Consider the following 26019-nt stretch of genomic DNA (forward strand, 5'->3'; position numbering starts at 1 on the left):
GCGAAGGGACCCGAGCCTGCGAGGGCCGAACGCAGGAGCAAGCGTTTTGGGTTACCTTTTTGGCGTTTGAAAAAGGTGACTCGCCGTAAGGGCGAAACCCTAAGCCGCCGTTACCGCAGCAACGGATATGTACCCAGCAAAAACCAGCCCGTGATCAGATCAGAATGAAGATCGCCAACAACCCAGCAAAAATCGCCCACTTCTCCAGGTAATAACGCGTACGGTTACGCTTCTTCAACTCCTTGCCCCGCAACCGAATCTTGTAGATCCGCGCAAACAAACGGTTAATGCCACCCGTACGATCCCCCGCATCATTCGGCGCACCCGCCGCCGACATCACCGTACGACTGAACCAGCTATTGAACGCCCCCGCCCAGCGATACTTCATCGGCCGCTCAATGTCACAGAACAGAATGATGCGGTTCTGGTCAGTGGTGTTTTCCGCGTAATGAATAAACGTCTCGTCGAACATCACCGCCTCGCCATCGCGCCAGTGATAGCTCTCACCGTCAACGTTGATGTAGCAACCGGCATCGTTCGGCGTATCCAGGCCCAAGTGATAGCGGTACGAACCGGCATACGGATCGCGATGACGCACCAGTTTCGAACCCGGTGGCAGTTCGGCAAACATCGCCGCCTTGATCGAGCCGATGCTCTGCACCAGTTCGGTAGTGCGCGGGCAGAGTTTCATCGCCGAAGGATGGCTCTCGCCGTACCACTTCAGATAGAAACGCTTCCAGCCGCTTTTGAAGAACGAGTTGAAACCCACGTCATCGTACTGGTTCGAGCGTTTGATCTCACCGGCACGCAACAGATTCTGACCTTCTTCGCGAATCTCCTCCCAGTGAGCCTGCAACGGGCTCAGGTCGGGAAACTCGCTCGGGTCGAGATAAGGCTGGTTCGGCTTTTTCGAAAACAGATAGAGGAAGCAATTGATCGGCGCGAGAAACGTCGAGTGGTCGCTCAGTTGTCGACCGAGCTTGTGCCGCACACGCCCACGCAGGTGAACGTAGGCAATCGAAACGACATAGATAGCAGCAATGATGAGTTTCACGGAAATCGTCACACGTCAGAAGTGAACAAACTGCGCGCCGGGTGGCCGAAGGCCCTGCGTCTTGTGCAGCGGTCTGAATACAAAGTGGCACGTCCTTGAGCCCACGCCGCCATCCGGCGTCGGTGAAAGGTGGCATTTTAGCCACAGTTTGTAACCGACTGTGAACCTTCATCTGTGAAAAACTGTCATGCGCGGCGCAACGCACCGATAACGCCGGCATCGCGCCTTCATTGAAAACTACATGATGGCGCCAGCAGTCCATCGCCGGCGCTCGGATTGACTGATCAATAACGATAAACCGCCGCCGCCCCGGTTTCGGTCGGCATCGAACGCAAGGTGTTCAGTGTCTCGTGAGTAAACGGTTGAATCCGGGCCGTGACGACACTCCTTACTCCTTCTCCAGATCAGCTTGTTTGGCGAGAAACTCGTCTTCGAGCATGGCGTCGATTTCCGCTGGCGAATCCTCCCGGACCGGCGGCGCCGTGAGGCGTCCGGTCGACTCGACGCGCGGTGACAAGCGCCCCACCAGATGCTCCAGCGCATGGGCGATTTTTTTCGCCGCGCCGGCGACGGCCAGTTCCAGACTCTCGGCATGGTGGCTGGCCGACAGCGAACTGTGCCCTTTGGGGTGCGCTTCGATCTGGCAGCGTTTGTCTTGCGCGCCGGCCTTCTGCGCATTGACGTCGCCGACATGAATCTCGAGACGGGTCAGAAACGAGGTATAGCGGTCCAGCTCATCGACCACCGTACTGCCCACCCACTCCTGCAGTTCGGCGCTGCCTTCGATATGGTTGCTGTCTACTTGTACTTGCATGGTGAAATACTCCGCGTGCTCTGGGCTTGAGGGCAGTCAGCAGTTCCCCGGGGGGATGCCGTCCTTGTTGAAGTCCTTCAAGCGTTCGCGCTCCTGCTCGGTGGAATGCGCCGGCACGGTGTCGTTCGGTTGGTTGTTCGGTTCGTCGGGTTGATCGTTCTTTTCTTCAGTCATGATGACGCTCCCATGGGTAGCTGCCGCGTGCGGCGGTTGCTCAAGCTGTCGCTTTTCGTGCCCCCTCGGGAACTGCAGCAACGAGGTTTTCAGGCAATCGCGCTGTTCGCGCGCAAGGCTCTCGAGGGTAAATTCCCGGGCTTGGTCAGCAGCGTTCTTCAGTAGCTGCCAGTCGTCCCGAGTGATCCATTCGTGCAGCAGCAATTCGTCGGCACGCTGGATCAGCGTGTGGTGATAATCCTCGGGAAAATCCAGCCGATAAGCGTCGTCCTCCAGCAACAGACGCCACGCTTTCAGTTCCATTTCAAGATCGGTCTCACTCACGATAGTGTCCTTCTCGGGTCGGTGGTTTACATCGGCAAACGAGGTAAACCACGCATTGCACTTCGCTCAGCTCACTTGCTCGAGCAGGTCTTTGCGGATGAACTCGCGGACCGTAGCCAAGTGGGTTTCTTCTTGCTCCAGCGCATGTTTGAAGCGTTTGGCAATCAGCGGATGACCGCCCTTCTGCGCCAGCTCGATCAGCAATTCCCAGGCGGCGTTGTCTTCAAGTTCGATGGTCAGGATCGCACTCATCGACTGCGACACCGTGGTGCGTGGGTCGGTCAGCACTTGCAACACGCCCATCGCCTTGACGCCGGCCACGTCCGCGCACGGCGTCATGGCGGTGGGGTCGCCGCCGAGGGTTTCGATGGCTTCGCGCACGATGTTCATGTGTTCGAGTTCTTCAGCCTGGATCTGCCGCAACGTGTCGACCAGCGCCGGATCGGCACCGGGCGCCGAGGTGGCCTTGGCGACCATTGCCTCATACAGGCGCACGCCGGTGCGTTCGAAGGCCAGGCGTTCGCCAAGTTTGTCGATCAGCACTTCCGGGGCCTTGCCGATGGTTTTGTCCAGCGCGGTCTTGAGCATGCCTTTGGTGGTGCCCGGTGCCGGCACCGAGCCGATCAGGTCTGCCTCGCGAATCGCCCGTTCACGTTCAGCGGTGTAGTCGCTCATGTCGCCCGGGACATCGGCCGGGAACATACGAGTCGCCTCCAATTGGCGAGCGGTGTCCTGCGGCGAGGTCTGAATGCCGGTGCGATTGGTGCCGATGGTGACTTGAGGTTCGCTCATTGCTGTTCTCCCACTTCGTTGAGTTCCGTGCCCGGTTTGAAGGTGTAGCCGGCCGAGGCGATGTTGGCGGGCACTCCCTCGCTGTTGAGTTGCGCGCGGTAATCAAGGGAAGGTCGTGCTTCGCGCTCCTTGGGCACGTAGTCGATGCCATGCGCGCGCAGGTCGACTTCCCGCGACAGGGTTTCGCGGACGAAATCACGCTGGCTCTTGAACTCGATCATCCGTGGCAATGGTCCGGCGAGCACTTCGGCGGGGTCGCGTCGTTCGTACTTCTTGAACAGTTCGCAGGCCAGGTTGAGGTGCCCCAGCTCGTAGTCGACGTAGCGCTCCCACAGCGCTTTGAGGCGTGGGTTCTCTTCCTGCTCGGCGCAACTGGCGTAGGTGTAGACCTCCATCGCTTCGTGGACCAGCCACTTCTCCATGAACGTTTCGGCAGGATCCTGCAACGAGCCGTACTGGGTGACGTGCTGTTCTTCGACCGAGGCGATCTCAGCATACAGGGCGCGGGCTACCGGATCGGCAAACAGCGGGCCGATGTTCATGTAGTAATCGTGGGTCTGATATTCGGCGCCGGTGATCAGCGCCGCGTGGATCTTGGTGATCAGCGCGGCGTTGTCTTTTTCGTAGTTGTCGCGCAGGTCGTCACCAGGGGCGCGGTGATGCTGGCTGGTCGGCCGACCGGGCACCAGATCGGTGTAGCCCTGGAGGATGTTGTTGGCGTCCTTGCCTTCGAGCCGATCGAGCATGGCGGCGTAGCGATACAAATGATCGAAGTCTTCGAGCAGGCCAAACCGGTAGGTCTGCGCCTGATACGGATCGGGCTCGTTCTGCGCGACGGCAGCGGTGACCTCGATCGCCACCTGCTCATAGGCCACCGTGGTTTCCAGTGGCGAATGATCCGCCGAGAGCAGCCAGTTGATCGAAGTCATCTGGTGCTGCTCGGCGCGGCGAATCTGTGCGAGCGGCAGTTGCAGTTCCTTGTGAAAGCGCGCGCCGAAATGCTTGAGTCGCAGCGCGTCGGACTCCACCCCATTCATCAAAATCACCCGTACACGGGTAAACGCGTCGTCATCAAGCTTGCTGATCGGTTTGCCGGCCAGCTCGCGCCAGGTGAACGTCTGCTTGTCCAACGGCGTGCCTTTGTTGTCCAGCAGGTTGTCAATTTTTGTCATCTGTTGCTCTCCTCAATCAGTCAACACGCAACGCCTCGCGAGGCACGCTATGAAAAATCGACTGCGCCAGTCATGCGCCCATTCCTGTGTTCCGATGGATGGCGTCCTACAGCGCAACGGCCGTATTGAAAGGCTTGCGGTCTCATGGAGATGACCATAAGAGCGAGGAAAAACATCGATTTACTTGCGCTGAAACCCGATGAGCGGCGCAGTACCGCGCTCAGACATCAAGCGCAGCGAGGCTGGCAAAACCCGCACAATGCTCAACGCTCATGCAGCATCGCCTGCATCTGCCAGAGCGTGCGAAATCGCCCCTGGCGCAGGCGCAATTCATCCGGCGGGCCGTCTTGCACGATCTCGCCTTGTTCCAGCACCAGCACGCGGTCGAAGCCGGCAATGGTCGAGAGCCGGTGCGCCACGGCGAGCACCGTTCTGCCACGCATCAGGTTGGCTAACGCGCGCTGGATAATCGCTTCGGAATCGGAATCCAGCGCCGAGGTCGCCTCGTCCAGAATCAGGATCGGCGCGTTCTTGAGAAACGCGCGCGCCAGCCCCAGGCGCTGACGCTGGCCGCCGGAAAGCGTGACGCCGCGTTCTCCGACCAGCGTGTGGTAACCCTCGGGTAAGGCCTGCACGAACTCATCGCAGAACGCCTGCCGGGCGGCGTCGATGATTTGCTCCTCGGTGGCGTGGGGCTGGCCGTAGCCAATGTTTTCCAGAATGCTGCGATTGAACAACGCAGGCTCTTGCGGCACGACGGCGATCTGCCGGCGCAGGCTGTCCTGGCTGACCGAACGGATGTCCCGATCATCGATGAGGATCACACCGCTTTGCACGTCATCCAGACGCTGCAACAGGCTGAGCAACGTCGATTTGCCGGAACCCGAGGTGCCGGCGATGCCAACACTCTGCCCCGGCGGTATTTCCAGAAACAGGTGCTTGAACACCTGACAACCGTCCGGATAGGCATAGCTGACGTCGAGCAGTTTGATGCCGCCGCGCGTCGGTGCCAGTTCCTCCGGCGTGTCGCTGAGTTCGTGGGGTTGCGCGATGATGCTCAGGGTTTCGGCAATCACGCCCATTTGCTGGCTGGCATCGACCAGCGCCAGTGCCAGATCCCGCGAACCGTGAAGAATGCGAAAGGTCAGCGCGCTGACCATCACCACATCGCCCGCCGTGACTTCGCCCTGCCGCCACAACAGGATGGCCCAGCCCAACATCGCTCCGGCCATGATCGACAGGCAGACATCGTGCAGCACACGGGCCTTTTCCAGATAGATCCAGCTGCGTCGATGGGCAGCGGCCTCGATGCCGATCTCGCGCTCCAGCCGCTGACGCTCACGCTCGCGTCCGGAAAACGCCTTGATGGTCCAGACATTGGCGACCAGATCGACGATCTCGCCGCCGACCCGCGCCGACTGCGAGGCGAACGCGATATGCCGGTGCCGGCCGCGCACCCCGACCATCGTCAGCAACGCCGCCACCAGCAACACGCAGACGATCAACGCCAGCGCCATGGAATCGCGCACCGAAAACAGCACCACCACCGCGCCGAGGAAATCCACGCAGGGCGGCACGATGCGCCACGCCATACCGCCGTAGACGACATCGGCGGCGCCACCGGCCGCCGCCACCCGGTTGGCCAGCGAGCCGCTGAAGTGCCGTTTGAAATAGCGCATCGGGTGGCCGGTCAGGTGATGAAACAGATCCACACGCAGATCCGCACAACTGCCGACCACGGTGTAGCAGCCGACCCAGCCGCCGAGTCGCCACAACACGTTTTCCAGCACGATCAATGCAATGAACAGGCTGAACGCGCGCCACACTTGCCCGGCCTGTGACTCACCGGCCATCGCATCGACCAGCAGTTTCATGCCGTACTGCACCGCCACCGCGCAGCACGCAGCACCGATCACCAGCGCCAACATGGTGCTGAAGTGAAATGGCCGCACCCTGACATAACGCCACAAGAACGCACTCGCCGAGGCCGGCAATGGCTCATGACGCAAATGCTGAAAATTCATCGCGGCCACCGCTTGTCAGCCAGATGCAGCTGCTCGCCGATGCGCTCGGGCACTTGCACAAGCTCAACACACAACGGATGAAAACCCGCACGCTGGCCCTCGCCATCGGGATAGCCGAAAACTCCGGTCGGACAGTAACGGTCATCATCCCAGCCGGGGTAATCGAGAAACGGGTACCAGCAAATGCCCTGCACCGGCACGCCACGTGCGAGCGCGATTTGCACCTGCTCGACGATATAGCGCAGCCACGGCACGCGCTCGGTGTCCTCCGCCCCGGTTTCCGAGATCAGCAGCGGTCGCTGATAACGCTGATGCAGTTCTTTGAGCATGCCGGCCAGCGGCCGGTAATCGCGTTCACCGCGGTGGATTCGCGCACCTTGAAAATACCATTGGTTATGCGGGTAAAAGTTCGCACCGATGATGTCCAGGTAATGTTCCTGCCCGCCCAGTCCAGGCCATTTCCGCCCGGCCAGCAAGTCCCAGGCTTCGAACTGCGCCAGGCGATATCGCTCGGCGTTTTCCAGCTCGTCGCTGCGCCGCGAGCCGGAGATGACGTTGATCAACGGGTCGCACTGGACGAAACGCGCGGCCGGCGCCTGTTCGCGAATCGCCTCGATCGCCGCGATGCTCGCTCGAACCAACTGATGTTTGAGCTCTTGCCCGCGCCCGTGAGCACCGGGGTTGAAATAGCCGACATCACCGCCGGCCCAACTCCAGAAAGAGATTTCGTTGATCGGCGAATAGAACGGCACGCTGACCCCTTCATCGCTCATCAGTCGCGCCGCGGCACCAGCAAAACGGGCGAAGCGCTCGACAAACGCCGGCTGCCAGATATCCAGATCATCCGGATAGCCGTAATGGCACAAGTCCCAGACCACTTGCAGTTGCGCGCCTTGCGCCGCTTTGAGCATCGGCAGAAAACTGCCCCAGTCATATCGGCCGGGGCTGCTTTCGATCAGATGCCAGCGCAACCCGTCCCGTGCGCAGCGGATGCGCAGATCGGCCAGTTGCCGATAGTCCTTGTCTGCCCACTGCGCGTGGCCGGTGCTGCCGAGCAGATCCAGCCGTCGACCATCGCGGCGGCGCTGACTGGAACATTCGTAACCGGCCATCACAAAGCTGTCGAACAGCGCAGCGGGCTCGAGTCCGTCACCCTTCGGCTGCGCGGTCATCAGGCATCCAGCCTCGCCTCATCGGGTAGCGTCTGGCTTTGCGCTTCGATATCGCGATACAACGCCAACGCCTGCCCGACGACCTGGTCCATGTTGTAGTACTTGTAAGTGCCCAGCCGCCCAAGAAACGTCACGTTCGGGGTTTGCTCGGCGAGCGCCCGATAGCGTTTGTACAGCTCGGCGTTTTCCGGGCGTGGCACCGGGTAATACGGGTCGCCGTCGTCACAGGGAAACTCATAGCTGATGCTGGTGCTCGGGTGCGTCTGGCCGGTGAGATGCTTGTACTCGGTGATCCGCGTGTACGGCACCTCGGGGTCGGGGAAATTCACCACGGCGACCGGTTGATAGCGCTCCTGCTCCAGCGTCTGATGCTCGAAGCGCAAGGAGCGGTACGGCAAACGCCCCAACTGAAAGTCGAAGTACTCATCGATCGGCCCGCAGTAAATGACATGCCGGTACTTCACCACATCGCGCACGTGCTTGAAGTCCGTGCTCAGCAACAGATCGATTCGCGGGTGATCGAGCATCCGCTCGAACATTTGCGTGTAACCGTGCAGCGGCATGATCTGGAAAGTGTCGGTGAAGTAGCGGTCGTCCTCGTTGGTGCGCGTCGGCACCCGCGAGGTGACCGATTTGTCCAGCGCCGATGGATCGAGCCCCCACTGTTTTCGCGTGTAGCCGCGAAAGAATTTTTCATACAACTCACGGCCGATCTGGTTGACCACCACGTCTTCGGAGGTGCGAATCGTCGCCACCGGTTCGGCGCGCTCGGCCAGAAACTGTTCCGCCTCGACCGAGTTCATCGACAAACCGTAGAGCGCATTGAGCGTACTCAGGTTGATCGGGATCGGCACCAACTGGCCGTCAACCCTGGCCAGCACTCGGTGCTCGTAAGGACGCCACTCGGTAAAACGCGACAGGTAATCGACGATGCGCTGCGCGTTGGTGTGAAAAATGTGCGGACCGTAGCGGTGCACCAATACGCCCGCGGCATCGTAATGGTCGTAGGCATTGCCGGCGATATGGTCGCGCCGATCGATCAGCAGCACGTGGCGGCCGAGGCCTTCGGCCAAGCGTTCGGCGATGACACTGCCGGCAAACCCGGCGCCGACGATCAAATAGTCATAGACCCCACTGTCGTTCTGACTGGATGGGCCGGATCTGGCCGCTTCAAGGGTTATCTGAGGCATTCGATCTGCTCCTTCATGAAGCGGCAAGTGTTGTCCCACGACATGCCCGCGATAGCGGCGTCGGCGCGTTGTACAAATTCATCGGTGCCTTTGAGCGGCAGCGCGCGCTCGATCGCTTCGATGAACGCCCCGGCCGTATCGGCAATGAACACCGCCCCGCTCTCCCCGTAGCCGCTGATCACATCGTGGATCGGCGTCGATACCACCGGACAGCCGCCAGCGAGATATTCCGGGGTCTTGGTCGGGCTGATAAAACGAGTGGAAGCGTTGAGGGCGAACGGCATCAGCGCCACGTCCCAACCGCTGAGATAGGCAGGTAGTTCGGCGTATTGCTTCGCCCCCAGATAATGAATGTTCGGCCGACGTGGCAGGGTCTGCGGATCGATCTTGACCACCGGCCCGACCAGCACGATTTGCCAATCGGCACGTTGCTGCGCAACCTGGTCGATCAGGTTGATATCGAAGCGCTCATCGATGACACCAAAAAAACCCAGGCGTGGCCGTGCGATCAAGGCCTGATCCGCTGGCTCCGGCACATCCTGCCGCGCCACTGCGAAGTGTGCGATATCGACGCTGCTCGGCACCGGATAAGCATTGCCATGCTGGCGCTGCTTGACCTCCCACAGACTGACGCCGCCGGTGAAGACCACGTCTGCCCGGCCCATCAGCAAGCACTCCATGTCGATCAATTGCGCCGGCGCGCCCATGAACGCCGACAGCTCATCCATGCAGTCGTAGATCGTGACTTGCGCATCGAGGTGATCGGTAAACGCCAGGCTCATCGGGGTGAAATACCAGAGCAGCAGATCGCCCTGCTCACGCCCGGCAAGCAGTTGGTCGAGCAAGGTGCGTTGCGCCGACACCACGGCGTCGTGGTCGAGGCCTTCGGGCACATGCGGAACCGCCACTTGTATGCCTGCGGCGGGCGTCGAGGTTTCCAGCCAGGGACTCTCGCCAGCGGAGACCACTGGCTCTTCAAAAAAAATCACATCGTAGTGCTGTGCCAGACGCGACATCACATGCTGCGGCCGCTGAAAAACAAAACCCCAGCGCAAATGCGACAGGCACACCAGCGTGGGGCGGGTTTGCGTCGCCAGCTCGACGAGCTTTTGCGCATTCAGAATCGGCGACTGTCCGGGTTGTTCGGCAAGGTTCATGGCACGGTCCTTTTCAAGAGAAGGAAAGACGACTCAGGATCGAGCCATCGGGCCGTAACACCCGTGAAACAGCAGGTGTCCGGCTTCTCTCGATGAGTCCGTACGGCTCTTGATCGTTGGAAACGTGGCGTTCACGAGGCGTTCACACGAACAATAATCGCAGCCGATGAACTGCACATACCGGCTGGCAAACCGGCTTGAACTCCGCTCAAAAAAAGCTCCCTACCTTTCAACAGGCATCGCTGCGAGCGCCGCGGATGCCATCGAAAAACCAAGATGATCGAGGGCGGGCGCATGATTCTGATAACGGGTGGTGCGGGCTACATCGGTGCGCATGTCGCGCTGGAATTGCTGGCCAGGAACGAGGACGTGCTGATTCTGGACAATCTGTGCAACAGCCAGCGCTCGGCGATCGAGCGCATCAGCACGCTGGCCGGGCGACGACCGGGATTCATTCAGGGCGATGTGCGCAATCGGCGTTTGCTCGACACGCTGCTGCGCGACTATCCGATCGATGCCGTGGTGCATTGCGCCGGGTTGAAAGCGGTCGGCGAAAGCGTGCACGAGCCGTTGCGTTACTACGACAACAATGTCGGCGGCAGCCTGACCCTGTGTCAGGCGATGGCGCAGGCCGGGGTTTTCACCTTGGTGTTCAGCTCATCGGCCACGGTGTATGGCGACTGCTGCACGATGCCGATCAACGAATCCTGCGCCACCGGGCAGCCGACCAATCCTTATGGCATGTCGAAGCTGATGGCCGAAAACATCATGCAGAGTGTTGCCAGCTCCGACCCGCGCTGGTCGATAGGCCTGCTGCGCTACTTCAACCCGATCGGTGCACACCCTTCCGGCTTGCTGGGCGAGGCGCCGCTGAACATGCCGAACAATCTCCTGCCCTTTCTGCTTCAAGTTGCCAGCGGGCAACGTGAATACCTCTCGGTGTTCGGCAACGATTACCCGACAGCGGATGGCACCGGGGTGCGCGATTACATTCATATCGTCGACCTGGCGCAGGGACACCTTTGCGCGCTCGACGCATTACGCGAGCGCAGCGGCGTGAACATCTGGAACCTGGGCACCGGACGAGGTTACTCGGTGCTGGAGCTGGTCAAGTCTTTCGAACAGGTCAGCGGCGTACCGATTGCGCTGCAGTTCAAGGCCCGGCGGCCGGGCGATGTCACCTGTTGCTGGGCCGATCCGCAAAAAGCCGCTGACGAACTGGGCTGGCGGGCCAGTCGTTCATTGCAAGACATGCTGACCGATGCGTGGCGATGGCAATGCAGTCAACTTGAAACCGAGTGGATCAGAGAGGCCAATTGAAACCTGCAGCACCCGCCAAAGCAGATCACAGCAATGTGCGTTGGCTGGTCGCGTCGCCATACAACTGCCTTGTTGATTATGCGACAATGCGCGCAATGTCCAACATATGACCCCCGCATGCATCGCTCAGCAGCCTGGCCACACCGGCCAATGGTTGCTGGCGAAGCATGCGCGTTGGCGCAACTCAAGCTCGGATCGGGCGGAGCCGGCAAAGCTCCAGGTTGGTATCAAGTCGGTATCAGGCACACATGACCCGCTCCAAACCATTGATAGGTAAGGTAATTGATCTCCACAGCTAACATCACGATGCAGTTCGGCGCCAAGCCGCTCTTCGAAAACGTTTCGGTCAAGTTCGGCGCGGGCAATCGCTACGGTCTGATTGGCGCCAACGGTTGCGGCAAGTCGACCTTCATGAAAATCCTCGGCGGCGACCTCGACCCGTCCGGCGGTCAGGTCATGCTCGAACCGAACGTGCGTCTGGGCAAGCTGCGCCAGGATCAGTTCGCTTACGAAGAATTCACCGTGATCGACACCGTGATCATGGGCCACGAAGAGCTGTGGAAGGTCAAGGCCGAGCGCGACCGCATCTATTCGATGGCGGAAATGACCGAAGAAGATGGCATGGCCGTCGCCGAGCTGGAAACCGAGTTCGCCGAGATGGACGGCTACACCGCCGAATCCCGTGCCGGTGAACTGCTGCTGGGTCTGGGCATTCCGCTGGAACAGCATTTCGGCCCGATGAGCGAAGTTTCGCCAGGCTGGAAACTGCGCGTATTGCTGGCGCAGGCGCTGTTCTCCGATCCGGAAGTGCTGTTGCTCGACGAACCGACCAACCACCTGGACATCAACACCATTCGCTGGCTGGAAAACATCCTCACCCAGCGCAACAGCCTGATGATCATCATCTCCCACGACCGGCACTTCCTGAACAGCGTGTGCACGCACATGGCTGACCTGGATTACGGCGAGCTGCGTCTGTTCCCGGGCAACTACGACGAGTACATGACCGTGGCGACCCAGTCCCGCGAGCAACTGCTGTCGGACAACGCCAAGAAGAAAGCGCAGATTTCCGAGCTGCAATCGTTCGTCAGCCGCTTCTCGGCCAACGCCTCGAAAGCCAAGCAGGCGACCTCCCGCGCCAAGGCGATCGACAAGATCCAGCTGGCCGAGGTCAAGCCTTCGAGCCGCGTCAGCCCGTTCATTCGTTTCGAACAGAACAAGAAGCTGCACCGTCAGGCAGTCATGGTCGAGAAGATGGCCAAGGGTTTCGACGGCAAGCCGTTGTTCAAGGATTTCAGCTTCCAGGTTGAAGCCGGCGAGCGCGTGGCGATCATCGGCCCGAACGGTATCGGTAAAACCACCCTGCTGCGCACCCTGGTCAACGAGCTGACCCCGGATGCCGGTACCGTCAAGTGGACCGACGCCGCGGAACTGGGCTACTACGCTCAGGACCACGCGCACGATTTCGAAGACGACGTGACCCTGTTCGACTGGATGGGTCAGTGGACGCAGGGCGAGCAGATGATTCGCGGTACTTTGGGCCGGATGCTGTTCTCCAACGACGAGATCCTCAAGTCGGTCAAGGTCATTTCCGGTGGTGAGCAAGGCCGCATGCTGTTCGGCAAGCTGATCCTGCAAAAGCCGAACGTGCTGATCATGGACGAACCGACCAACCACCTCGACATGGAATCAATCGAAGCGCTGAACCTGGCGCTGGAAAACTACCCGGGCACGCTGATCTTCGTCAGCCACGACCGCGAGTTCGTCTCGTCGCTGGCCACACGCATCATCGAGCTGAGCCCGGATGGCGTGACGGATTTCAGCGGCACCTATGATGACTACCTGCGTAGTCAGGGCGTCGTTTTTTAAACGCAGCTGTGAGTTATTAGCTGCAAGCTGCAAGTTAAAAGCCCTGTCCTTGGTGACGGGGCTTTTTGCATTTTGAGCCGAGTGATCAGTTGATGCGGGGACCTTCGCGAGCAGGCTCGCTGCCACATTGGGAACGCGTTCTTCTGTGGGAGCGAGCCTGCTCGCGATGGCGCCAGACCAGTCACATCGCCGTCGCCTGATACGGCGCAATCGCGAGCAGGCTCACTCCTACAGGGGGGCGGTGTCACCACTAACTTGTGATTACACCCAAAATCCAATGGGAGTGAGCCTGCTCGCGATGGCGCCAGACCAGTCACATTGCCGTCGCCTGATACAGCGCATTCGCGAGCGGGCTCACTCCTACAGGGGGGCGGTGTCACCACTAACTTGTGATCACACCCAAAATCCTGTGGGAGCGAGCCTGCTCGCGATGGCGCCAGACCAGTCACATCGCCGTCGCCTGATACAGCGCATTCGCGAGCAGGCTCACTCCTACAAGGGGTGCGGTGTCACCACTAATTTGTGATCACACCCAAAATCCTGTGGGAGCGAGCCTGCTCGCGAAGGCGGCCTCAGCATCACCGCACTCATCGGCGAAGTCGTTAGCCTGCTTTCTTTTCATCCATGCCCGCGCCATGATGACGGCAACGCTCCCACCGCCGCCCGCGATCGAGTTCTCATGTCTGCACAGCCTCAACCCCCGCAAAGCTCCCTGGCGATCACGCTGAAGATCGTCTCCATCGTCTTCTATACCTTCATTGCCTTCCTCTGCATCGGCCTGCCGATTGCGGTGTTGCCCGGTTACGTGCACGAGCAACTGGGTTTCAGTGCGGTAATTGCCGGGCTGGTAATTGGTTCGCAGTACCTGGCCACCCTGCTCAGCCGGCCGATGGCCGGGCGCATGTCGGATACTCTCGGAACCAAGCGGGCGATCATTTACGGTTTGTGGGGCATTGTCCTGAGTGGTGTGCTGACGCTGCTTTCGACGTTGCTGCAGGATTTTGCCCTGACCAGCCTGATCATTCTGATCATCGGCCGCTTGCTGCTTGGCGTGGCGCAAGGCTTGATCGGTGTGGGCACGATCAGTTGGTGCATGGGCGCGGTCGGCGTTGAGCACACGGCGAAATCCATCGGCTGGAACGGCATCGCCTCGTACGGCGCCATCGCCATTGGCGCGCCGTTGGGTGTGGTGATGGTCGCCGATTACGGTTTCACCAGCCTCGGCATTGCGCTCGCAGCGCTGGCAGCGGGCGCGTTGCTGCTGATTCGCAACAAACCTTCGGTGCCAGTGATTCGCGGCGAGCGCCTGCCGTTCTGGGCGGTGTTCGGGCGAATCGCACCTTATGGCACCAGCCTGACCCTGGCCTCGATCGGTTATGGCACGCTGACCACCTTCATCACGCTGTATTACCTGGATCGTGGCTGGACCGGCGCAGCGTACTGCCTGACGGTGTTCGGCGTGTGTTTCATCCTGTCGCGGCTGCTGTTCATTTCGGCGATCGCGCGCTTTGGCGGCTTCACCTCGGCCATCGCCTGCATGAGCGTTGAAACCCTGGGCCTGGTGTTGCTGTGGCTGGCGCCGTCCACCGCGTTCGCCTTGATCGGCGCCGGGCTGGCGGGATTTGGCCTGTCGCTGGTGTACCCGGCGCTGGGCGTCGAGGCGATCAAGCAGGTCCCGAGTTCCAGCCGTGGATCGGGGCTGGGCGCATATGCGGTGTTCTTCGATCTTGCGCTGGCAATCGCCGGGCCGTTGATGGGCGCGGTGGCGTTGAATCTTGGCTATGGGTGGATATTCTTCAGTGCTGCGATGTTGTCGGTGATCGGCTTGGGGCTGACGTTGCTGCTCAAGCGCCGGGCGACAACCTGATCCCGCCGCGGTCCCCTGTAGGCCTTCGCCTGCTCGCGATAGCGGTGTATCAGGTAAGAAGATGTCGACTGACACTCCGCTATCGCGAGCAGGCTCACTCCTACAAGGGATCTGCGACGTTTATTGATCGGCCGTCTGCATCCCCGCCCGTGTCGGTTTGCCCAGCGCATGGGAGAAGAAGCGGCCGGCCTCGGAGATCAGGTTGCGGTGGATGTCTTCGCGGTCGACACCATCGGCATCGGTGCACAGCGCTGGCATCGCGCGGATCTGCTCTTCATTGCACGGCGCCAGGAACACGAAATGCCCTGCCCCGGCCAATAATTTGAAGTCCGGCGCGGTCGGCAGTTTGCGCGCCAGTGCGGCGGCGTTCTTGTCGAAAGCCACCAGTTTGTCGCCGTCGCCGCTGTAGAGCAGCACCGGCACGTGCACATCGGCCAAGGTGTGCCGGCCGAACTTCAGGCTCAGCGGCGCCATCAGCAGCAAGGCGTGGACGCGCGGATCGGGCACCGGTTGCAGATCATCGCGATCGACGATCAATTCACCCTGAGTGTTACAGGCGTCGTGGTCATCCGGGCGTTCCTGGCAATAGCGCCGCAGGCGATCCAGATCCGGTTGCGCGCCGGAGAGAATCAACGCGGTCTCGCCGCCCGCCGAATAACCGATCACGCCGACCTGTTCGGCATTCACATAAGGCGCGAGCATGCCGTCGCCGAGTGTCGCGGTGATCGCTTGGGAAATCTGGATCGGCCGCCCGTACAGATTGCTCAACGTGCCCAGTCGGCTGTGGTCCTTGGAGTTATCGCCTGGGTGAATCACCGCGACCACCACAAACCCCTTGCGCGCCAGCGAGGTCGCGAGATCGTGCAAGGCCAGCGGTGTGCCGGTATTGCCGTGCGAGAGCATCAGCATCGGAAAACGGCCGATGGCGACTTTGGTGTCTTCACCCGCCTCGACCGAATAGCCCTCGAGCAGGCTCTGGTGTTCGCGGTCGCTGGACGGGTAGAACGCAATCGCGCGCATCGGTTGCAGATCGAGGGGATCGAGAAAGGTCATTTCGTGGTAGCCGACGCTCCACACGGGGTGTCGTCCGGGCGCAGCCTGCACTGAATCGAGGCTGACCAGCAGGCCTATCAGTAACACTGCACAAAGACGCACCATGGATGCCCCACCCTGTTTTGACTGAATCCTGTGATTCGCTGCCTGCGTGGATCGGCGCGCGAACGCTGAGCGATCAACTGCATAACCCGGGCCAGATTATGTAACAGCCAGAAACAAAAAACTCCGTATTCGCCCCTTGCGGAACCAGAATACAGAGTTTTTTGAGTACTGCCTGAACCTCAGCTGTTCTTTACGCAAGCCTTACGCGGCGGCGAACAGTTGCTCGCTGACCTTCGCCTGGGCTGCGGTCATGGCGTTGTTGCGCACTTCTTCGCCGTAAGCCAGACCTTCAGCGCGAACGATTTCGATGTCGGTGATGCCGAGGAAGCCCAACACCAGCTTCAGGTATTCTTCGTGAGCGATGCCGCTGGCCTGACCGGCATGGATGCCGCCGGAGGTGGAAACGATCACCACTTTCTTACCACCGCACAGGCCTTCAGGGCCGGCTTCGGTGTAACGGAAGGTCTGGCCGGCGACGGCAACGCGGTCGATCCACGCCTTGAGTTGGGTCGGCACGGTGAAGTTGTACATCGGCGCGGCGATCACTACGGCGTCGGCAGCGATGAACTCGGCCAGGGTGCTGGCGCTCAATTCGGCTTCGTGCTGTTGCGCGGCGTCACGCAGTTCAGCGGTGGTGCCAGCGGCGACCAAGGTAGTCGAAGAAAAGTGGCTGATCGCGTCAGCCGCCAGATCACGGTAAGTCACCACGGCGCTCGGCTCAGCGGCCTGCCAGGCTTTGACGACCTGGCTGCTCAGCTGACGGGATGCCGAGTTGTCGCCCAGAATGCTCGAATCGATATGCAGCAGTTTCATGTGGATGCTCCTTAAGTGATCGCCAGTGGCGACGGAATGGAGACAATCCTACGCAAGAAACCAATGGATGATTAGCCGCCTGCAATGCGATAGTTTGTCCTATTGATAGAACAGTCGGATGACTCGAATGCAAGACCTCAACGATCTCTACTATTTCGCCAAAGTTGTCGAGGCTGGCGGGTTCGCCGCAGCCGGGCGTTTGCTGGGCATTCCCAAATCGCGGCTGTCACGGCGCATCGCCGAACTGGAAGATCGACTCGGCGCGCGTCTGCTGCAACGCACCACCCGCCAGCTCAACCTGACGGCGGTGGGCGAGCGCTACTTGCGCCATTGTCAGGCGATGTTGCTGGAAGCGGAAATGGCGGATGAGGCCGTGGCGAGCATGTCCAGCGAGCCGCGCGGGCGCTTGCGGGTCTCCTGCCCGACCGGACTGGCGCGGGAGATGCTGCCGTGGGTGATCAGCGAATTTCTCGGCAAATTTCCGCAGGTGCAACTGGAGGTGGTGCTGCTCAATCGCCGCGTTGACCTGGTCGGCGAAGGTTTCGATGTGGCGCTGCGTGTGCGCGAACACGGAGATGAAGATCCGCTGCTGGTCACCCGGCGTCTGCGTCAGGCGCAGATGGTCGTTGTCGCCAGCCCGACGTTTGTCGCGAGCCACTCGGTCAATCATCCGCAGGACCTGAAGAACCTGCCGGTGCTCGGCGCGCTTGAGGCCGATCGACTGGTCCATGTGCGCTTGCTCGACGCCCAGGGCAAGAGTTTCGAGCTGAACATGGAAGCACGCCTGGGCATCGATGACTTTATTGTGCGCAAAGCCTGCGTGCTGGCCGGCCAGGGTTTCACCTTGTTGCCGATGATGTATTGCGAAGAAGAGCTGCGCAACGGCACGCTGGTGCAGATGCTGCCGGAGTGGTCATTGCCCGGCGGCTGGCTGCAAGCGGTGTATCCGCATCGGCGCGGGGTGATGCCGGCGGTGCGCGCGTGGATCGATCATCTGGTCGAATCGTTCAATGCCTGTGGGGAGCGACCGTTATGAGCAAGGGAAAAATGAACGAAGCCCAAGTGGCGGAGTTCTGCCTGGCATTGCCGGGCGCTCGGGAAGATTACAAGTGGGGCGGCGTTCGGGTGTTTTCGATTGCCGGCAACAAGATGTTTGCCTTGCAGGGACTGCGCGGCGACTCATTAGCCTTCAAGGTCGACAAGGATCTGTTCCTCGGCCATTGCGACCGCCCGGGCATTCACCCGGCGCCGTATCTGGCGCGGGCGCAGTGGATCATCATGCACCCACCCTACCCGCTGGGCGCCGAGGAGTTGCAGGGGCTGTTGCAGCGCTCGCATCAGCTGGTGGTGGGCAAATTGCCGAAAAAGACCCAAATCGGTCTGTTGCTATAAACGCGGTCCCCTGTAGGCCTTCGCCTGCTCGCGATTGCGGTTTACCTGTTTAAGATGTAGCGGCTGACACACCGCTATCGCGGGCAGGCGAAGGCCTACAGGGGGCGGAGGTGGTCTTAAGACAGTGTCAGCAGGTTCGAGCCGAGGAACAGCTGGTCGATCCAGAATACCTGATGCAGTACGACGATCACCCAGAACAGAACCTGAAACGACACCTTGCGCGTCTTGTGCCGGAACACTTGCTGGGCGATCAATGCACCCGGCCAGCCACCGGCCAGTTCCACGGCGTGGAGGATGTTTTCCGGGGTGCGCCAGGCATCGGCGCGGGCCTTGCGCTTGTCGGCCCAGTACATGAAGAACGCCAGCACACTGACAATCCCGTACGCTGCCAGCGGCACCAGAGAAATCCCGCGCAGCCACATCGACACGGAACCGAACAGCGGCAGCGCGCAAACCACCAGCAGCACCAGCAGTTTGAATTTCAGATGTTGAATCGCGCCGCCCGAAGGCCGAGCTTCGGCGCGGCGCGCGCGGGAGTCATTCATGGCTTGGCCGCCGCCCAGTCGACCCAGCCGAACTGCCAGGTCGCCAGAATCACCAGGCCGAACACGATCCGGTACCAGGCAAACGCCGCGTAACTGTGGCTGGCGATGAACTTGAGCAGGCCGCGCACGGCGATCATGGCGAAGATGAACGCGGTGACGAAACCGATGGCGAACACTGGGAAATCCGCCGGCACAAACAGCTCGCGATATTTGTAACCCGAGTAGACCGCCGCGCCGACCATGGTTGGCATCGCCAGAAAGAACGAAAACTCTGTAGCGGTCTTGCGCGACAGGCCGAACAACAGGCCGCCAATGATCGTCGAGCCGGAGCGCGAGGTGCCGGGGATCATCGCCAGGCACTGGGCGAAACCGACTTTCAGCGCGTCCTTCCAGGTGATCTCGTCGACCGTTTCGGCGTGCACCTCGTGCTGACGCTTCTCCGCCCACAACATGATCACCCCGCCCACCACCAGCGCGGCCGCGACCGTGATCGGGTTGAACAGATATTCGTGGATCAGGTCGGCAAAAATCACGCCCAGCACCACCGCCGGCAGGAAGGCGATCAGCAGGTTGGCGGTGAAGCGCCGTGCGCTTGGCTGGGTCGGCAGACCGATGACCACGTCGAGAATCTTGCGGCGAAACTCCCAGACCACCGCGAGAATCGCGCCGAGCTGAATAATAATGTTGAACGCCATGGCCCGCTCACCGCCGAAATCGAGCAAGTCGGCAACGATGATCTGGTGTCCCGTACTGGAAATGGGCAAAAACTCCGTCAGCCCCTCTACAACTCCTAGTATCAGTGCCTGCAAGGCCGTCCAAAGATCCATCAATCCCCCAAAGAGCGATGCGCAGCGGCATGCTCCGATAGTATTTTTTTACGTTCACTGCGATCAGCGTAGCTGTTTATGGCTGTACCGATTCCGCGCGCACAGAATCCACACGAAACGGTAAAAATTCCGTGAAATTTCAAAATGGATTCAGGTTTTCACGCGCGGGGCCGAAATCCTAACAGACAAGCCCTAATAGCGCTGCCGCGTTATACGACTTGGGTCGCGTATGCCCACCCGCGCAATCGTGGCTGGATGCTGGCGGTCGATCATTACAAGAACAAGAATCCGGAGTGACAGCGTTATGAACAGCTTGCGCAGTGTGTCGATCAGCCGACGCTTGTGGCTCATCTTGATTGTGGCGGTGGTCATGTTGCTGACCTTGGGCGTGCTGATGCTCAAGCAGATCCATGACGACCTCTATCACGCCAAGGCCCAGAAAACCCAGCATGTGGTGCAGACCGCCAGCGGCCTGCTGACCTATTACCATGGCCTGCAGACCGCCGGCACCTTGACCACGGAAGCCGCGCAGCAACAGGCGCTGACGGCGATTCGCGGCTTGCGCTACGACCAGAGCGATTACTTCTGGATCAACGACCTCACGCCCGTGATGGTCATGCACCCGACCAATCCCAAGCTTGAAGGCCAGAACCTTTCGGCAATCCGCGACCCTGACGGTTTTGCGGTGTTCAATGAAATGGTCGCCATCGCCAAGGCCAAAGGCGCTGGCATGGTCAACTATCGCTGGCCGAAACCCGGCGCCACCGACCCGGTGGCCAAAACCTCCTACGTCAAACTGTTCGAGCCGTGGGGCTGGGTGATCGGCTCCGGCGTGTATGTCGATGACGTGCAGGCCGAATTCCAGGGGCAGATGCTGAAAGCCTCGGTGATCGGCCTGGCCATCGCGCTGATCATGGCGCTGCTGGTGATCCTGATCGCGCGCAGCATCGTCCGGCCGCTGCAGGAAACCGTCAACGCCATGGCCAATATCGCCAGCGGCGAAAGCGACCTGACCCGCAGCCTCGATACCCACGGCAAGGACGAAGTCACCGAACTGGCCCACCACTTCAACGCGTTTACCGCCAAATTGCGTCGGGTGATCGGCGACTTGCAGGTCTCGGCCAGCGCCCTCGGCCAATCCTCCAGCGAGCTGGGCAACGACGCTTCGCAGGCGCAACAACGCAGCCAGCAGCAGTCGCAGCAGATGGAACTGGTGGCCACGGCAATCAACGAAGTGACCTATGGCGTGCAGGATGTGGCGAAAAACGCCGAGCACGCCGCCGCCGAAATGCGTGATGCCGAGGCGCAGGCGCAACAGGGCCAGATCAACATCGACGGCAGCCTGCAACAGATCGACAGGCTGTCCGGCACCATCGATCAAGCGGTGGAAGTGATTCGCACGCTGGCCGCCGAAAGCACGCAGATTGGCAGCGTGCTGGAAGTGATCCGCTCGATTGCCGAGCAGACTAACCTGCTCGCGCTCAACGCCGCCATCGAAGCCGCGCGGGCCGGCGAGCAAGGTCGCGGGTTTGCCGTGGTCGCGGACGAAGTGCGCTTGCTGGCGCAGCGTACGCAGAAATCGACGGCGGAAATCCAGTCGATGATCGAGCGCTTGCAGAACCATTCCGAGGCCGCCGTGAAGGTCATCGGCGACAGCAGCAAGGCCTCGCAACTGACCATCGAACAGGCGGGGCTTGCCGGCGCCAGCCTCAACGCGATCGGCCAGGCCCTGCGCAATCTCAATGGCCTGAACGCCTCGATTGCCAGCGCGACGTTGCAGCAGGCGCATGTGGTTGAAGACATCAATCAGAACGTGACGCAGGCGGCGGGGCTTTCGCACAGCACGGCGTTGGCGGCGGAGCAGTCGAGTGCGGCGAGTTTGCGGCTTGGGCAACTGAGCGAACAGCTCAACGGGTTGCTGCGGCAGTTTCGCGTCTAGTCACCTTCCTTTGTAGGAGTGAGCCTGCTCGCGATAGCGGTGTGTCAGACAATGTGAGTTTCGCTGACACACCGCTATCGCGAGCAGGCTCACTCCTACATGTTTTTGTGTAAAATCCGCCCCTTTCTTCATTCCCCCCAAGGATCTTCAATGTCCGGGCTCGAACTGTTTGCCGCCGCCCTCGGTGTGATCGCCGTCTGGCTGACGGTCAAACAGAATCCGTGGTGCTGGCCGATCGGGCTGGTCATGGTGTTGCTATACAGCTGGATCTTCTTTGAGGTGAAGCTGTATTCGGACATGTTGCTGCAGGTGATCTACGCCGCGCTGCAACTCTACGGCTGGTGGCAATGGACCCGCGCCGGGACGATGCACGACGGGCGTGCGGTGACGCGGCTGGATGCGCGCGCCGTCGCCCTTGGCCTTGGCGTCGGCGCGCTCGGCAGTCTGCTGCTCGGCGCGGCGATGGCGCACTGGACCGACGCTGCGCAACCATGGCTCGACGCGGCGCTCACCGGTTTCAGCCTGGTCGCGCAGTTGTGGATGGCGCAAAAGCGTCTGCAATGCTGGGCGCTGTGGTTTGTGCTGGATGTGATTTTCGTCGGGTTGTTCATCTACAAGGGCCTTTACCTGACCGCCGCGTTGTACGGGCTGTTTACCTTGCTGGCCGTGCAAGGCTTCCGTGAATGGCGCGCCGACCCGGCGCTGCGCACATGAAAGTGGTGGTGTTGACCGGCCCGGAATCCAGCGGCAAGAGCTGGCTGGCGGCGGGCCTGCAACAGCGCTTTGGCGGTTTGCGCGTGGATGAATTCGTGCGCCGCTTTATCGAACTCAATCCCCGCGACACCTGTCTGGCGGACATCCCCGAAATCGCTCGCGGCCAGTTGCAATGGGAAGATCAAGCGCGGTCGCAGCGGCCTGAGCTGCTGATTCTCGACACCCACCTGCTGAGCAATATGCTCTGGAGCCAAACGCTGTTCGGCGCCTGCCCGGCGTGGCTGGAGCAGGAACTGCTGACGCGGCATTACGACCTGCACCTGTTGCTGTCACCGGAACAGGTCGACTGGACCGACGATGGTCAGCGCTGCCAACCGGATCTCGTCGAGCGACAGGCCTTCTATCAGGCGACTCGACAGTGGCTGGAGCAGCATCACCAACCGCTGCAAGTCATTGCCGGCAACTGGGCCGAGCGCCAGGCACAGGCCTTCGCTGCCGTTGCGCGTTTGCTGGCTGAATGACCCGAACGCGGGCCAAGTGTCCATTGCTGAAACACCTTTCCTCACGCAGAAGGCCAGTCTCAACACGGTTCACAGCTTTGTCATGCCAGTTGTTTCAGCGCTGAAACACCACCGCACCAAGCCCCGTTCCAGAGCGTTGCTCAGAAAGTCGCCGGTTCATCGGCAACCCGCCTGTTTCAAAGATGAAACAGATGCCGCACAACGCAGCCAGACATTTCTGTAACCCTCTGAAATCAAAGATGATCTCAAAAGCGGCACAGCTTTCGCTCTCTCCTTCACAACGCTGACCAAGGGCAGCCCGTTAAAGAAGGAATTGCAGCCGTGGGGACTTTCAAAACCGGATTGACCTGTCTTGTGCTGATCGGATCGGCAGCCAGCGCAGTGATCAGTTTCAACGTGCAGGCCCAAGGCAATGGCGTGATCGTCCTGCAGCGCGACGTTCAGCCAATCCCGATCGGGCGCAATGGCGGCAAAGACCCCTACCCGACCACCGTCAACGCCAACCCTTCGGCACGCATCAATCAGACCGTCAACAGCACTGAACTCAGCGATGGCGATTTCGCCAGTGTCGCTAGCGGTTCCTCGATTCGCGGCAACATCACCACGCCCAATTCCAACCTGCCCGGCATGAACACACTGACCAACCAGAACGGTCTGCCCGGCATGCGCGTGGGCAGTGGCGGCGGTGCCGGTGGCTCGATTTCCAATACCGTCAACCGTGCCATGAGCACCGGTCTGGCGCCTCTGACCCGCATGGCCGGAGGCCAATGAGATGAATCGCACCCTGCTGCTTCTCGCCCTGCTCGGCTGCACCAGCGCCATGGCTGATTCAAATACGGTCAATCGCGCGAACATTCAGGATTCCGGCGCGCAGTACCGCGGCAATTTCAACGTCAACCAGGCCGCTGGTGACCAGATGCAGCAAGCCAACACCAAGGCGATCGCCATCGGCACCGAATCCCACGCGACCACCCAGGTCATGCAGAAAATCGACACGCCTGCCAGCCGCGCCATCGACGCGAGCGCCAACATCGGCGGCCACGCTTTCAGCAATGGCAACGGCATCCTCGGTGTGAACCAGGGCGCCGGTGCCAACAATCAGATGGCCAACGTCACGCGCGTCAGCATCAGTGCTGCCCCGCAAAGCGTTGACGACAGCGCCCTTTCGCAACAGAACGTGGCGTTTTTACCAAGCTCAGGAGCAACTGGTACCTCACCCGGCAGTCGCCAGGTCACGACAAGTGATCAGGCCTTCACCGGCAGCCGCGGGGTTATCCAGGTGAACCAGAGTGCCGGGGTGGGGAACCGAATGGCCAACACCCTGAGCATCCGGGTCGCAGACTGACCCATACAAAGTGCAAGTGGAAAAGTAACGACACTTAACCCAACTAATAAGCACGATGGAGAAACACCATGAAACCTACAATGGCTCTCAAACCACTGGTTTTCGCACTCGCAGCAGTGATGGCAATCGCAGCACAGGCAGGCGGCCGTGATGACAACAACGGTCATGGTAACGGACATGGCAATGGCCACGGCAACGGTCACGGCCAGCAAGGTCCAAGTCTTGAACAACTGCTGCAGATCACCGCAGGCGCTGGCGCCGCTGTACTCGACGCGCAAGACAGCGACGGCAACGTGGTGAAAAACCAGGGCACGCTGAACAATGCCAACGCCAGCGACTCGCTCAACGGCTCCAACGGCAACATGGGCGCCAACGTGGCCGCTGGCGACGGCAACCAGCAGGACAACGCTGCTGCACTGGCCACCGCTGACGAAAGCTTTATCTTCGGCAACGCTGTTGCAGCCTCGAGCGCGACTCAGGTCAACAACAACAACTACGTGAAAAACTCCTCCACGTTCAACAACGCCACGCTCAACAACGCCGGCAACAATGGTTCCGGCAACATCGGCATCAACGTGAGCGCCGGCAACTTCAACCAGCAGAAAAACAACCTGGCGATCGCTGTATCGGGTGGTCGCGTAGCCACTGCTGCCGCTGCTGCCAACCAGTCCTCCACTGGCCTGGTCGTGGACAACAAAGGCGTGCAGGCGTACAAAACCGACACCCTTACCGGTACCTATGCAGCCGCTGGCACGTTCAAGGCCAAAGGCACTGCGACCATCGAAGACGACAACCATGGCGGTTGGGGTAACCGTGGCGGCGGCCACGGCGGTAACGATGATCAGAAAGCCAAGTTCGAAGCCGTGGGCAGTTTTGGCCTCGCTGGTGTCACCACCCAACAAGTATTGACCAAAGATGGCTGGAAAACTCCGGTGGTCAACAATGCCAACATGACCAACTCGATGAACAACTTCTCCGGCAACGGTGGAGCCAACGTCTCGGCCGGTGTCGGCAACCAACAAAGCAACTCGCTGTCCATCGCCGCAGGTTGCAAAGCCTGCATGTAATCGCGATCGAAACGAAAGCCCCGGCAACGGGGCTTTTTCCCAGGTTCCACAAGGCGTATTCGATCATGCGGACTCCTGCCCTCCTCGCTCTGCTTTGTCTGTGTGGCCTGACTCAGGCAGCGCAGATGCCCGTCGCTGCCCTGCCTGGCGGCGTACTGGTCTACAAGGACGTACAAAGCATTCGTGAGCGCAAGTTTGCCGACATCGTCGAACAGAAAACCGATTTCAGTTGCGGCGCTGCTGCACTGGCAACGGTATTGCGCCAGGCCTATTGGCTCGACGTCGATGAAGAGCACATCATCAAAGGCATGCTGGTCAACGCTGACCAGGACCTTGTGCGTACGCAAGGGTTCTCCATGCTCGACATGAAGCGCTACGTAGAAAGCATCGGCATGCGCGCCCGTGGTTACCGGATCCCGCCCGAAAAACTCGAAGCGGTGACCATTCCGGTAGTGGTTCTGATGGACATTCGCGGCTACAAGCATTTCGTCGTGCTGCAGCGTTCGGACAAGGATTGGGTCTACATCGGTGACCCGGTTCTCGGCCACAAACGCTACAAGCATGATGACTTTGTCAAAGGTTGGAACGGCATTGTCTTTGCCATCGTCGGCCCCGGTTACGACAAGGCCAACGCCTTGCGCAGCCCTCCCGTGCCGCTGACGGCGAAAAATTCGCTGGACGGCTTCAACCCGGTCAAAGATGCGGAATTGATGGATTTCGGGTTCATTCAGAGCGACTTCTTTTAATCGCCGAGTTAGAGAATGGGACT

The 26019-nt window shown here is 60.4% G+C and carries 26 protein-coding genes; 13 read left to right on the forward strand and 13 right to left on the reverse strand.

Going from position 1 to position 26019, the window contains the following annotated elements; all coding sequences use genetic code 11:
- Positions 1–154: 154 nt before the first annotated feature.
- The 9 genes from lpxO to ACYYKW_RS19855 all read right to left on the reverse strand — a co-directional run bounded on the left by lpxO (position 155) and on the right by ACYYKW_RS19855 (position 9873).
- Complete coding sequence (gene lpxO, locus ACYYKW_RS19815; RefSeq protein ID WP_464990913.1) at positions 155–1054, reverse strand: lipid A hydroxylase LpxO; 900 nt, start codon at positions 1052–1054, stop codon at positions 155–157.
- Positions 1055–1442: 388 nt separating this feature from the next.
- Positions 1443–1868 (reverse strand): HPF/RaiA family ribosome-associated protein, encoded by a 426-nt coding sequence (locus ACYYKW_RS19820; protein ID WP_090283609.1) that lies wholly within the window; start codon positions 1866–1868, stop codon positions 1443–1445.
- A 36-nt stretch (positions 1869–1904) separates the two neighbouring features.
- On the reverse strand, positions 1905–2366 hold the full coding sequence (locus tag ACYYKW_RS19825) for a hypothetical protein (protein WP_464990942.1): 462 nt from the start codon (positions 2364–2366) through the stop codon (positions 1905–1907).
- Between the two features lie 66 nt (positions 2367–2432).
- Positions 2433–3158 carry a DUF892 family protein gene (locus tag ACYYKW_RS19830; protein ID WP_093101423.1) on the reverse strand — a complete coding sequence of 242 codons (726 nt, stop codon included), beginning with the start codon at positions 3156–3158 and terminating at the stop codon, positions 2433–2435.
- Complete coding sequence (locus ACYYKW_RS19835; protein ID WP_464990914.1) at positions 3155–4330, reverse strand: hypothetical protein; 1176 nt, start codon at positions 4328–4330, stop codon at positions 3155–3157. The genes ACYYKW_RS19830 and ACYYKW_RS19835 overlap by 4 nt, the downstream gene beginning before the upstream one ends.
- 263 nt (positions 4331–4593) lie before the next feature.
- The gene (locus ACYYKW_RS19840; RefSeq protein WP_464990915.1) at positions 4594–6354 is read right to left on the reverse strand and encodes an ABC transporter ATP-binding protein; all 1761 of its coding nucleotides are present in this window, start codon (positions 6352–6354) and stop codon (positions 4594–4596) included.
- Entirely contained in the window at positions 6351–7526 is a 1176-nt protein-coding gene (locus tag ACYYKW_RS19845; protein ID WP_464990916.1) for a glycoside hydrolase family 1 protein, read from the reverse strand. The genes ACYYKW_RS19840 and ACYYKW_RS19845 overlap by 4 nt, the downstream gene beginning before the upstream one ends.
- Positions 7526–8716: a UDP-galactopyranose mutase gene (gene glf, locus ACYYKW_RS19850; RefSeq protein WP_464990917.1), complete on the reverse strand. Its 1191-nt coding sequence runs from the start codon at positions 8714–8716 to the stop codon at positions 7526–7528. Before glf ends, ACYYKW_RS19845 begins: the two co-directional genes overlap by 1 nt.
- Complete coding sequence (locus tag ACYYKW_RS19855) at positions 8704–9873, reverse strand: glycosyltransferase family 1 protein (RefSeq protein ID WP_464990918.1); 1170 nt, start codon at positions 9871–9873, stop codon at positions 8704–8706. Before ACYYKW_RS19855 ends, glf begins: the two co-directional genes overlap by 13 nt.
- 294 nt (positions 9874–10167) lie before the next feature.
- Between ACYYKW_RS19855 and galE the strand changes: the two genes are divergently transcribed.
- The 3 genes from galE (at position 10168) to ACYYKW_RS19870 (ending at position 14929) form a co-directional block, all read left to right on the forward strand.
- Positions 10168–11193 (forward strand): UDP-glucose 4-epimerase GalE, encoded by a 1026-nt coding sequence (gene galE, locus ACYYKW_RS19860; protein ID WP_464990919.1) that lies wholly within the window; start codon positions 10168–10170, stop codon positions 11191–11193.
- A 282-nt stretch (positions 11194–11475) separates the two neighbouring features.
- Complete coding sequence (locus ACYYKW_RS19865; protein WP_090283621.1) at positions 11476–13062, forward strand: ABC-F family ATPase; 1587 nt, start codon at positions 11476–11478, stop codon at positions 13060–13062.
- 679 nt (positions 13063–13741) lie between these two features.
- A complete protein-coding gene (locus tag ACYYKW_RS19870) occupies positions 13742–14929 on the forward strand; it encodes an MFS transporter (protein ID WP_464990920.1) in 1188 nt (395 codons plus the stop codon).
- 120 nt (positions 14930–15049) lie between these two features.
- On the opposite strand, the gene ACYYKW_RS19875 is transcribed toward ACYYKW_RS19870, so the two are convergent.
- Both ACYYKW_RS19875 and ACYYKW_RS19880 read right to left on the reverse strand, forming a co-directional pair.
- Positions 15050–16087 (reverse strand): alpha/beta hydrolase family protein, encoded by a 1038-nt coding sequence (locus ACYYKW_RS19875; protein WP_464990921.1) that lies wholly within the window; start codon positions 16085–16087, stop codon positions 15050–15052.
- A 201-nt stretch (positions 16088–16288) separates the two neighbouring features.
- A complete protein-coding gene (locus tag ACYYKW_RS19880; RefSeq protein WP_464990922.1) occupies positions 16289–16900 on the reverse strand; it encodes an FMN-dependent NADH-azoreductase in 612 nt (203 codons plus the stop codon).
- A gap of 127 nt (positions 16901–17027) precedes the next feature.
- On the opposite strand from ACYYKW_RS19880, the gene ACYYKW_RS19885 reads away from it, so the two are divergent.
- Together ACYYKW_RS19885 and ACYYKW_RS19890 are read left to right on the forward strand one after the other, a co-directional pair.
- Positions 17028–17936, forward strand: coding sequence for a LysR substrate-binding domain-containing protein (locus ACYYKW_RS19885; RefSeq protein ID WP_464990941.1), 909 nt, complete (start codon positions 17028–17030; stop codon positions 17934–17936).
- Complete coding sequence (locus ACYYKW_RS19890; protein WP_093101405.1) at positions 17933–18292, forward strand: MmcQ/YjbR family DNA-binding protein; 360 nt, start codon at positions 17933–17935, stop codon at positions 18290–18292. Before ACYYKW_RS19885 ends, ACYYKW_RS19890 begins: the two co-directional genes overlap by 4 nt.
- 116 nt (positions 18293–18408) lie before the next feature.
- Here ACYYKW_RS19890 and ACYYKW_RS19895 read toward each other — a convergent pair whose 3' ends face one another.
- Both ACYYKW_RS19895 and ACYYKW_RS19900 read right to left on the reverse strand, forming a co-directional pair.
- A complete protein-coding gene (locus ACYYKW_RS19895) occupies positions 18409–18837 on the reverse strand; it encodes a DUF1294 domain-containing protein (protein ID WP_464990923.1) in 429 nt (142 codons plus the stop codon).
- On the reverse strand, positions 18834–19664 hold the full coding sequence (locus ACYYKW_RS19900; protein WP_090283634.1) for an undecaprenyl-diphosphate phosphatase: 831 nt from the start codon (positions 19662–19664) through the stop codon (positions 18834–18836). Before ACYYKW_RS19900 ends, ACYYKW_RS19895 begins: the two co-directional genes overlap by 4 nt.
- 304 nt (positions 19665–19968) lie before the next feature.
- Here ACYYKW_RS19900 and ACYYKW_RS19905 point away from each other — a divergent pair, with 304 nt between their 5' ends.
- The 8 genes from ACYYKW_RS19905 (at position 19969) to ACYYKW_RS19940 (ending at position 25996) form a co-directional block, all read left to right on the forward strand.
- The gene (locus ACYYKW_RS19905; protein WP_464990924.1) at positions 19969–21603 is read left to right on the forward strand and encodes a methyl-accepting chemotaxis protein; all 1635 of its coding nucleotides are present in this window, start codon (positions 19969–19971) and stop codon (positions 21601–21603) included.
- A 150-nt stretch (positions 21604–21753) separates the two neighbouring features.
- Positions 21754–22317: a nicotinamide riboside transporter PnuC gene (gene pnuC, locus ACYYKW_RS19910; protein WP_090283638.1), complete on the forward strand. Its 564-nt coding sequence runs from the start codon at positions 21754–21756 to the stop codon at positions 22315–22317.
- On the forward strand, positions 22314–22838 hold the full coding sequence (locus ACYYKW_RS19915) for an AAA family ATPase (RefSeq protein WP_336355776.1): 525 nt from the start codon (positions 22314–22316) through the stop codon (positions 22836–22838). Before pnuC ends, ACYYKW_RS19915 begins: the two co-directional genes overlap by 4 nt.
- A 16-nt stretch (positions 22839–22854) precedes the next feature.
- Positions 22855–23061: a hypothetical protein gene (locus ACYYKW_RS19920; protein ID WP_464990925.1), complete on the forward strand. Its 207-nt coding sequence runs from the start codon at positions 22855–22857 to the stop codon at positions 23059–23061.
- Between the two features lie 98 nt (positions 23062–23159).
- A complete protein-coding gene (locus tag ACYYKW_RS19925) occupies positions 23160–23609 on the forward strand; it encodes a hypothetical protein (protein WP_090283642.1) in 450 nt (149 codons plus the stop codon).
- 1 nt (position 23610) lies between these two features.
- A complete protein-coding gene (locus tag ACYYKW_RS19930) occupies positions 23611–24183 on the forward strand; it encodes an adhesin (protein WP_464990926.1) in 573 nt (190 codons plus the stop codon).
- A 68-nt stretch (positions 24184–24251) separates the two neighbouring features.
- Positions 24252–25250: a heme utilization protein gene (locus ACYYKW_RS19935; RefSeq protein ID WP_464990927.1), complete on the forward strand. Its 999-nt coding sequence runs from the start codon at positions 24252–24254 to the stop codon at positions 25248–25250.
- A gap of 65 nt (positions 25251–25315) precedes the next feature.
- The gene (locus ACYYKW_RS19940; protein ID WP_039760558.1) at positions 25316–25996 is read left to right on the forward strand and encodes a C39 family peptidase; all 681 of its coding nucleotides are present in this window, start codon (positions 25316–25318) and stop codon (positions 25994–25996) included.
- Positions 25997–26019 lie beyond the last annotated feature (23 nt).

The sequence above is a fragment of the Pseudomonas sp. 15C genome (assembly GCF_055484735.1).

Bases quoted from the DNA above. Each gene is read 5' to 3' on its own strand.
- ACYYKW_RS19820 (WP_090283609.1), bottom strand. From the start codon at position 1,868: ATGCAAGTACAAGTAGACAGCAACCATATCGAAGGCAGCGCCGAACTG.
- ACYYKW_RS19830 (WP_093101423.1), bottom strand. From the start codon at position 3,158: ATGAGCGAACCTCAAGTCACCATCGGCACCAATCGCACCGGCATTCAG.
- ACYYKW_RS19835 (WP_464990914.1), bottom strand. From the start codon at position 4,330: ATGACAAAAATTGACAACCTGCTGGACAACAAAGGCACGCCGTTGGAC.
- ACYYKW_RS19840 (WP_464990915.1), bottom strand. From the start codon at position 6,354: ATGAATTTTCAGCATTTGCGTCATGAGCCATTGCCGGCCTCGGCGAGT.
- ACYYKW_RS19845 (WP_464990916.1), bottom strand. From the start codon at position 7,526: ATGACCGCGCAGCCGAAGGGTGACGGACTCGAGCCCGCTGCGCTGTTC.
- glf (WP_464990917.1), bottom strand. From the start codon at position 8,716: ATGCCTCAGATAACCCTTGAAGCGGCCAGATCCGGCCCATCCAGTCAG.
- ACYYKW_RS19855 (WP_464990918.1), bottom strand. From the start codon at position 9,873: ATGAACCTTGCCGAACAACCCGGACAGTCGCCGATTCTGAATGCGCAA.
- galE (WP_464990919.1), top strand. From the start codon at position 10,168: ATGATTCTGATAACGGGTGGTGCGGGCTACATCGGTGCGCATGTCGCG.
- ACYYKW_RS19870 (WP_464990920.1), top strand. From the start codon at position 13,742: ATGTCTGCACAGCCTCAACCCCCGCAAAGCTCCCTGGCGATCACGCTG.
- ACYYKW_RS19875 (WP_464990921.1), bottom strand. From the start codon at position 16,087: ATGGTGCGTCTTTGTGCAGTGTTACTGATAGGCCTGCTGGTCAGCCTC.
- ACYYKW_RS19880 (WP_464990922.1), bottom strand. From the start codon at position 16,900: ATGAAACTGCTGCATATCGATTCGAGCATTCTGGGCGACAACTCGGCA.
- ACYYKW_RS19885 (WP_464990941.1), top strand. From the start codon at position 17,028: ATGCAAGACCTCAACGATCTCTACTATTTCGCCAAAGTTGTCGAGGCT.
- ACYYKW_RS19890 (WP_093101405.1), top strand. From the start codon at position 17,933: ATGAGCAAGGGAAAAATGAACGAAGCCCAAGTGGCGGAGTTCTGCCTG.
- ACYYKW_RS19895 (WP_464990923.1), bottom strand. From the start codon at position 18,837: ATGAATGACTCCCGCGCGCGCCGCGCCGAAGCTCGGCCTTCGGGCGGC.
- ACYYKW_RS19900 (WP_090283634.1), bottom strand. From the start codon at position 19,664: ATGGATCTTTGGACGGCCTTGCAGGCACTGATACTAGGAGTTGTAGAG.
- ACYYKW_RS19905 (WP_464990924.1), top strand. From the start codon at position 19,969: ATGAACAGCTTGCGCAGTGTGTCGATCAGCCGACGCTTGTGGCTCATC.
- pnuC (WP_090283638.1), top strand. From the start codon at position 21,754: ATGTCCGGGCTCGAACTGTTTGCCGCCGCCCTCGGTGTGATCGCCGTC.
- ACYYKW_RS19915 (WP_336355776.1), top strand. From the start codon at position 22,314: ATGAAAGTGGTGGTGTTGACCGGCCCGGAATCCAGCGGCAAGAGCTGG.
- ACYYKW_RS19930 (WP_464990926.1), top strand. From the start codon at position 23,611: ATGAATCGCACCCTGCTGCTTCTCGCCCTGCTCGGCTGCACCAGCGCC.
- ACYYKW_RS19935 (WP_464990927.1), top strand. From the start codon at position 24,252: ATGAAACCTACAATGGCTCTCAAACCACTGGTTTTCGCACTCGCAGCA.
- ACYYKW_RS19940 (WP_039760558.1), top strand. From the start codon at position 25,316: ATGCGGACTCCTGCCCTCCTCGCTCTGCTTTGTCTGTGTGGCCTGACT.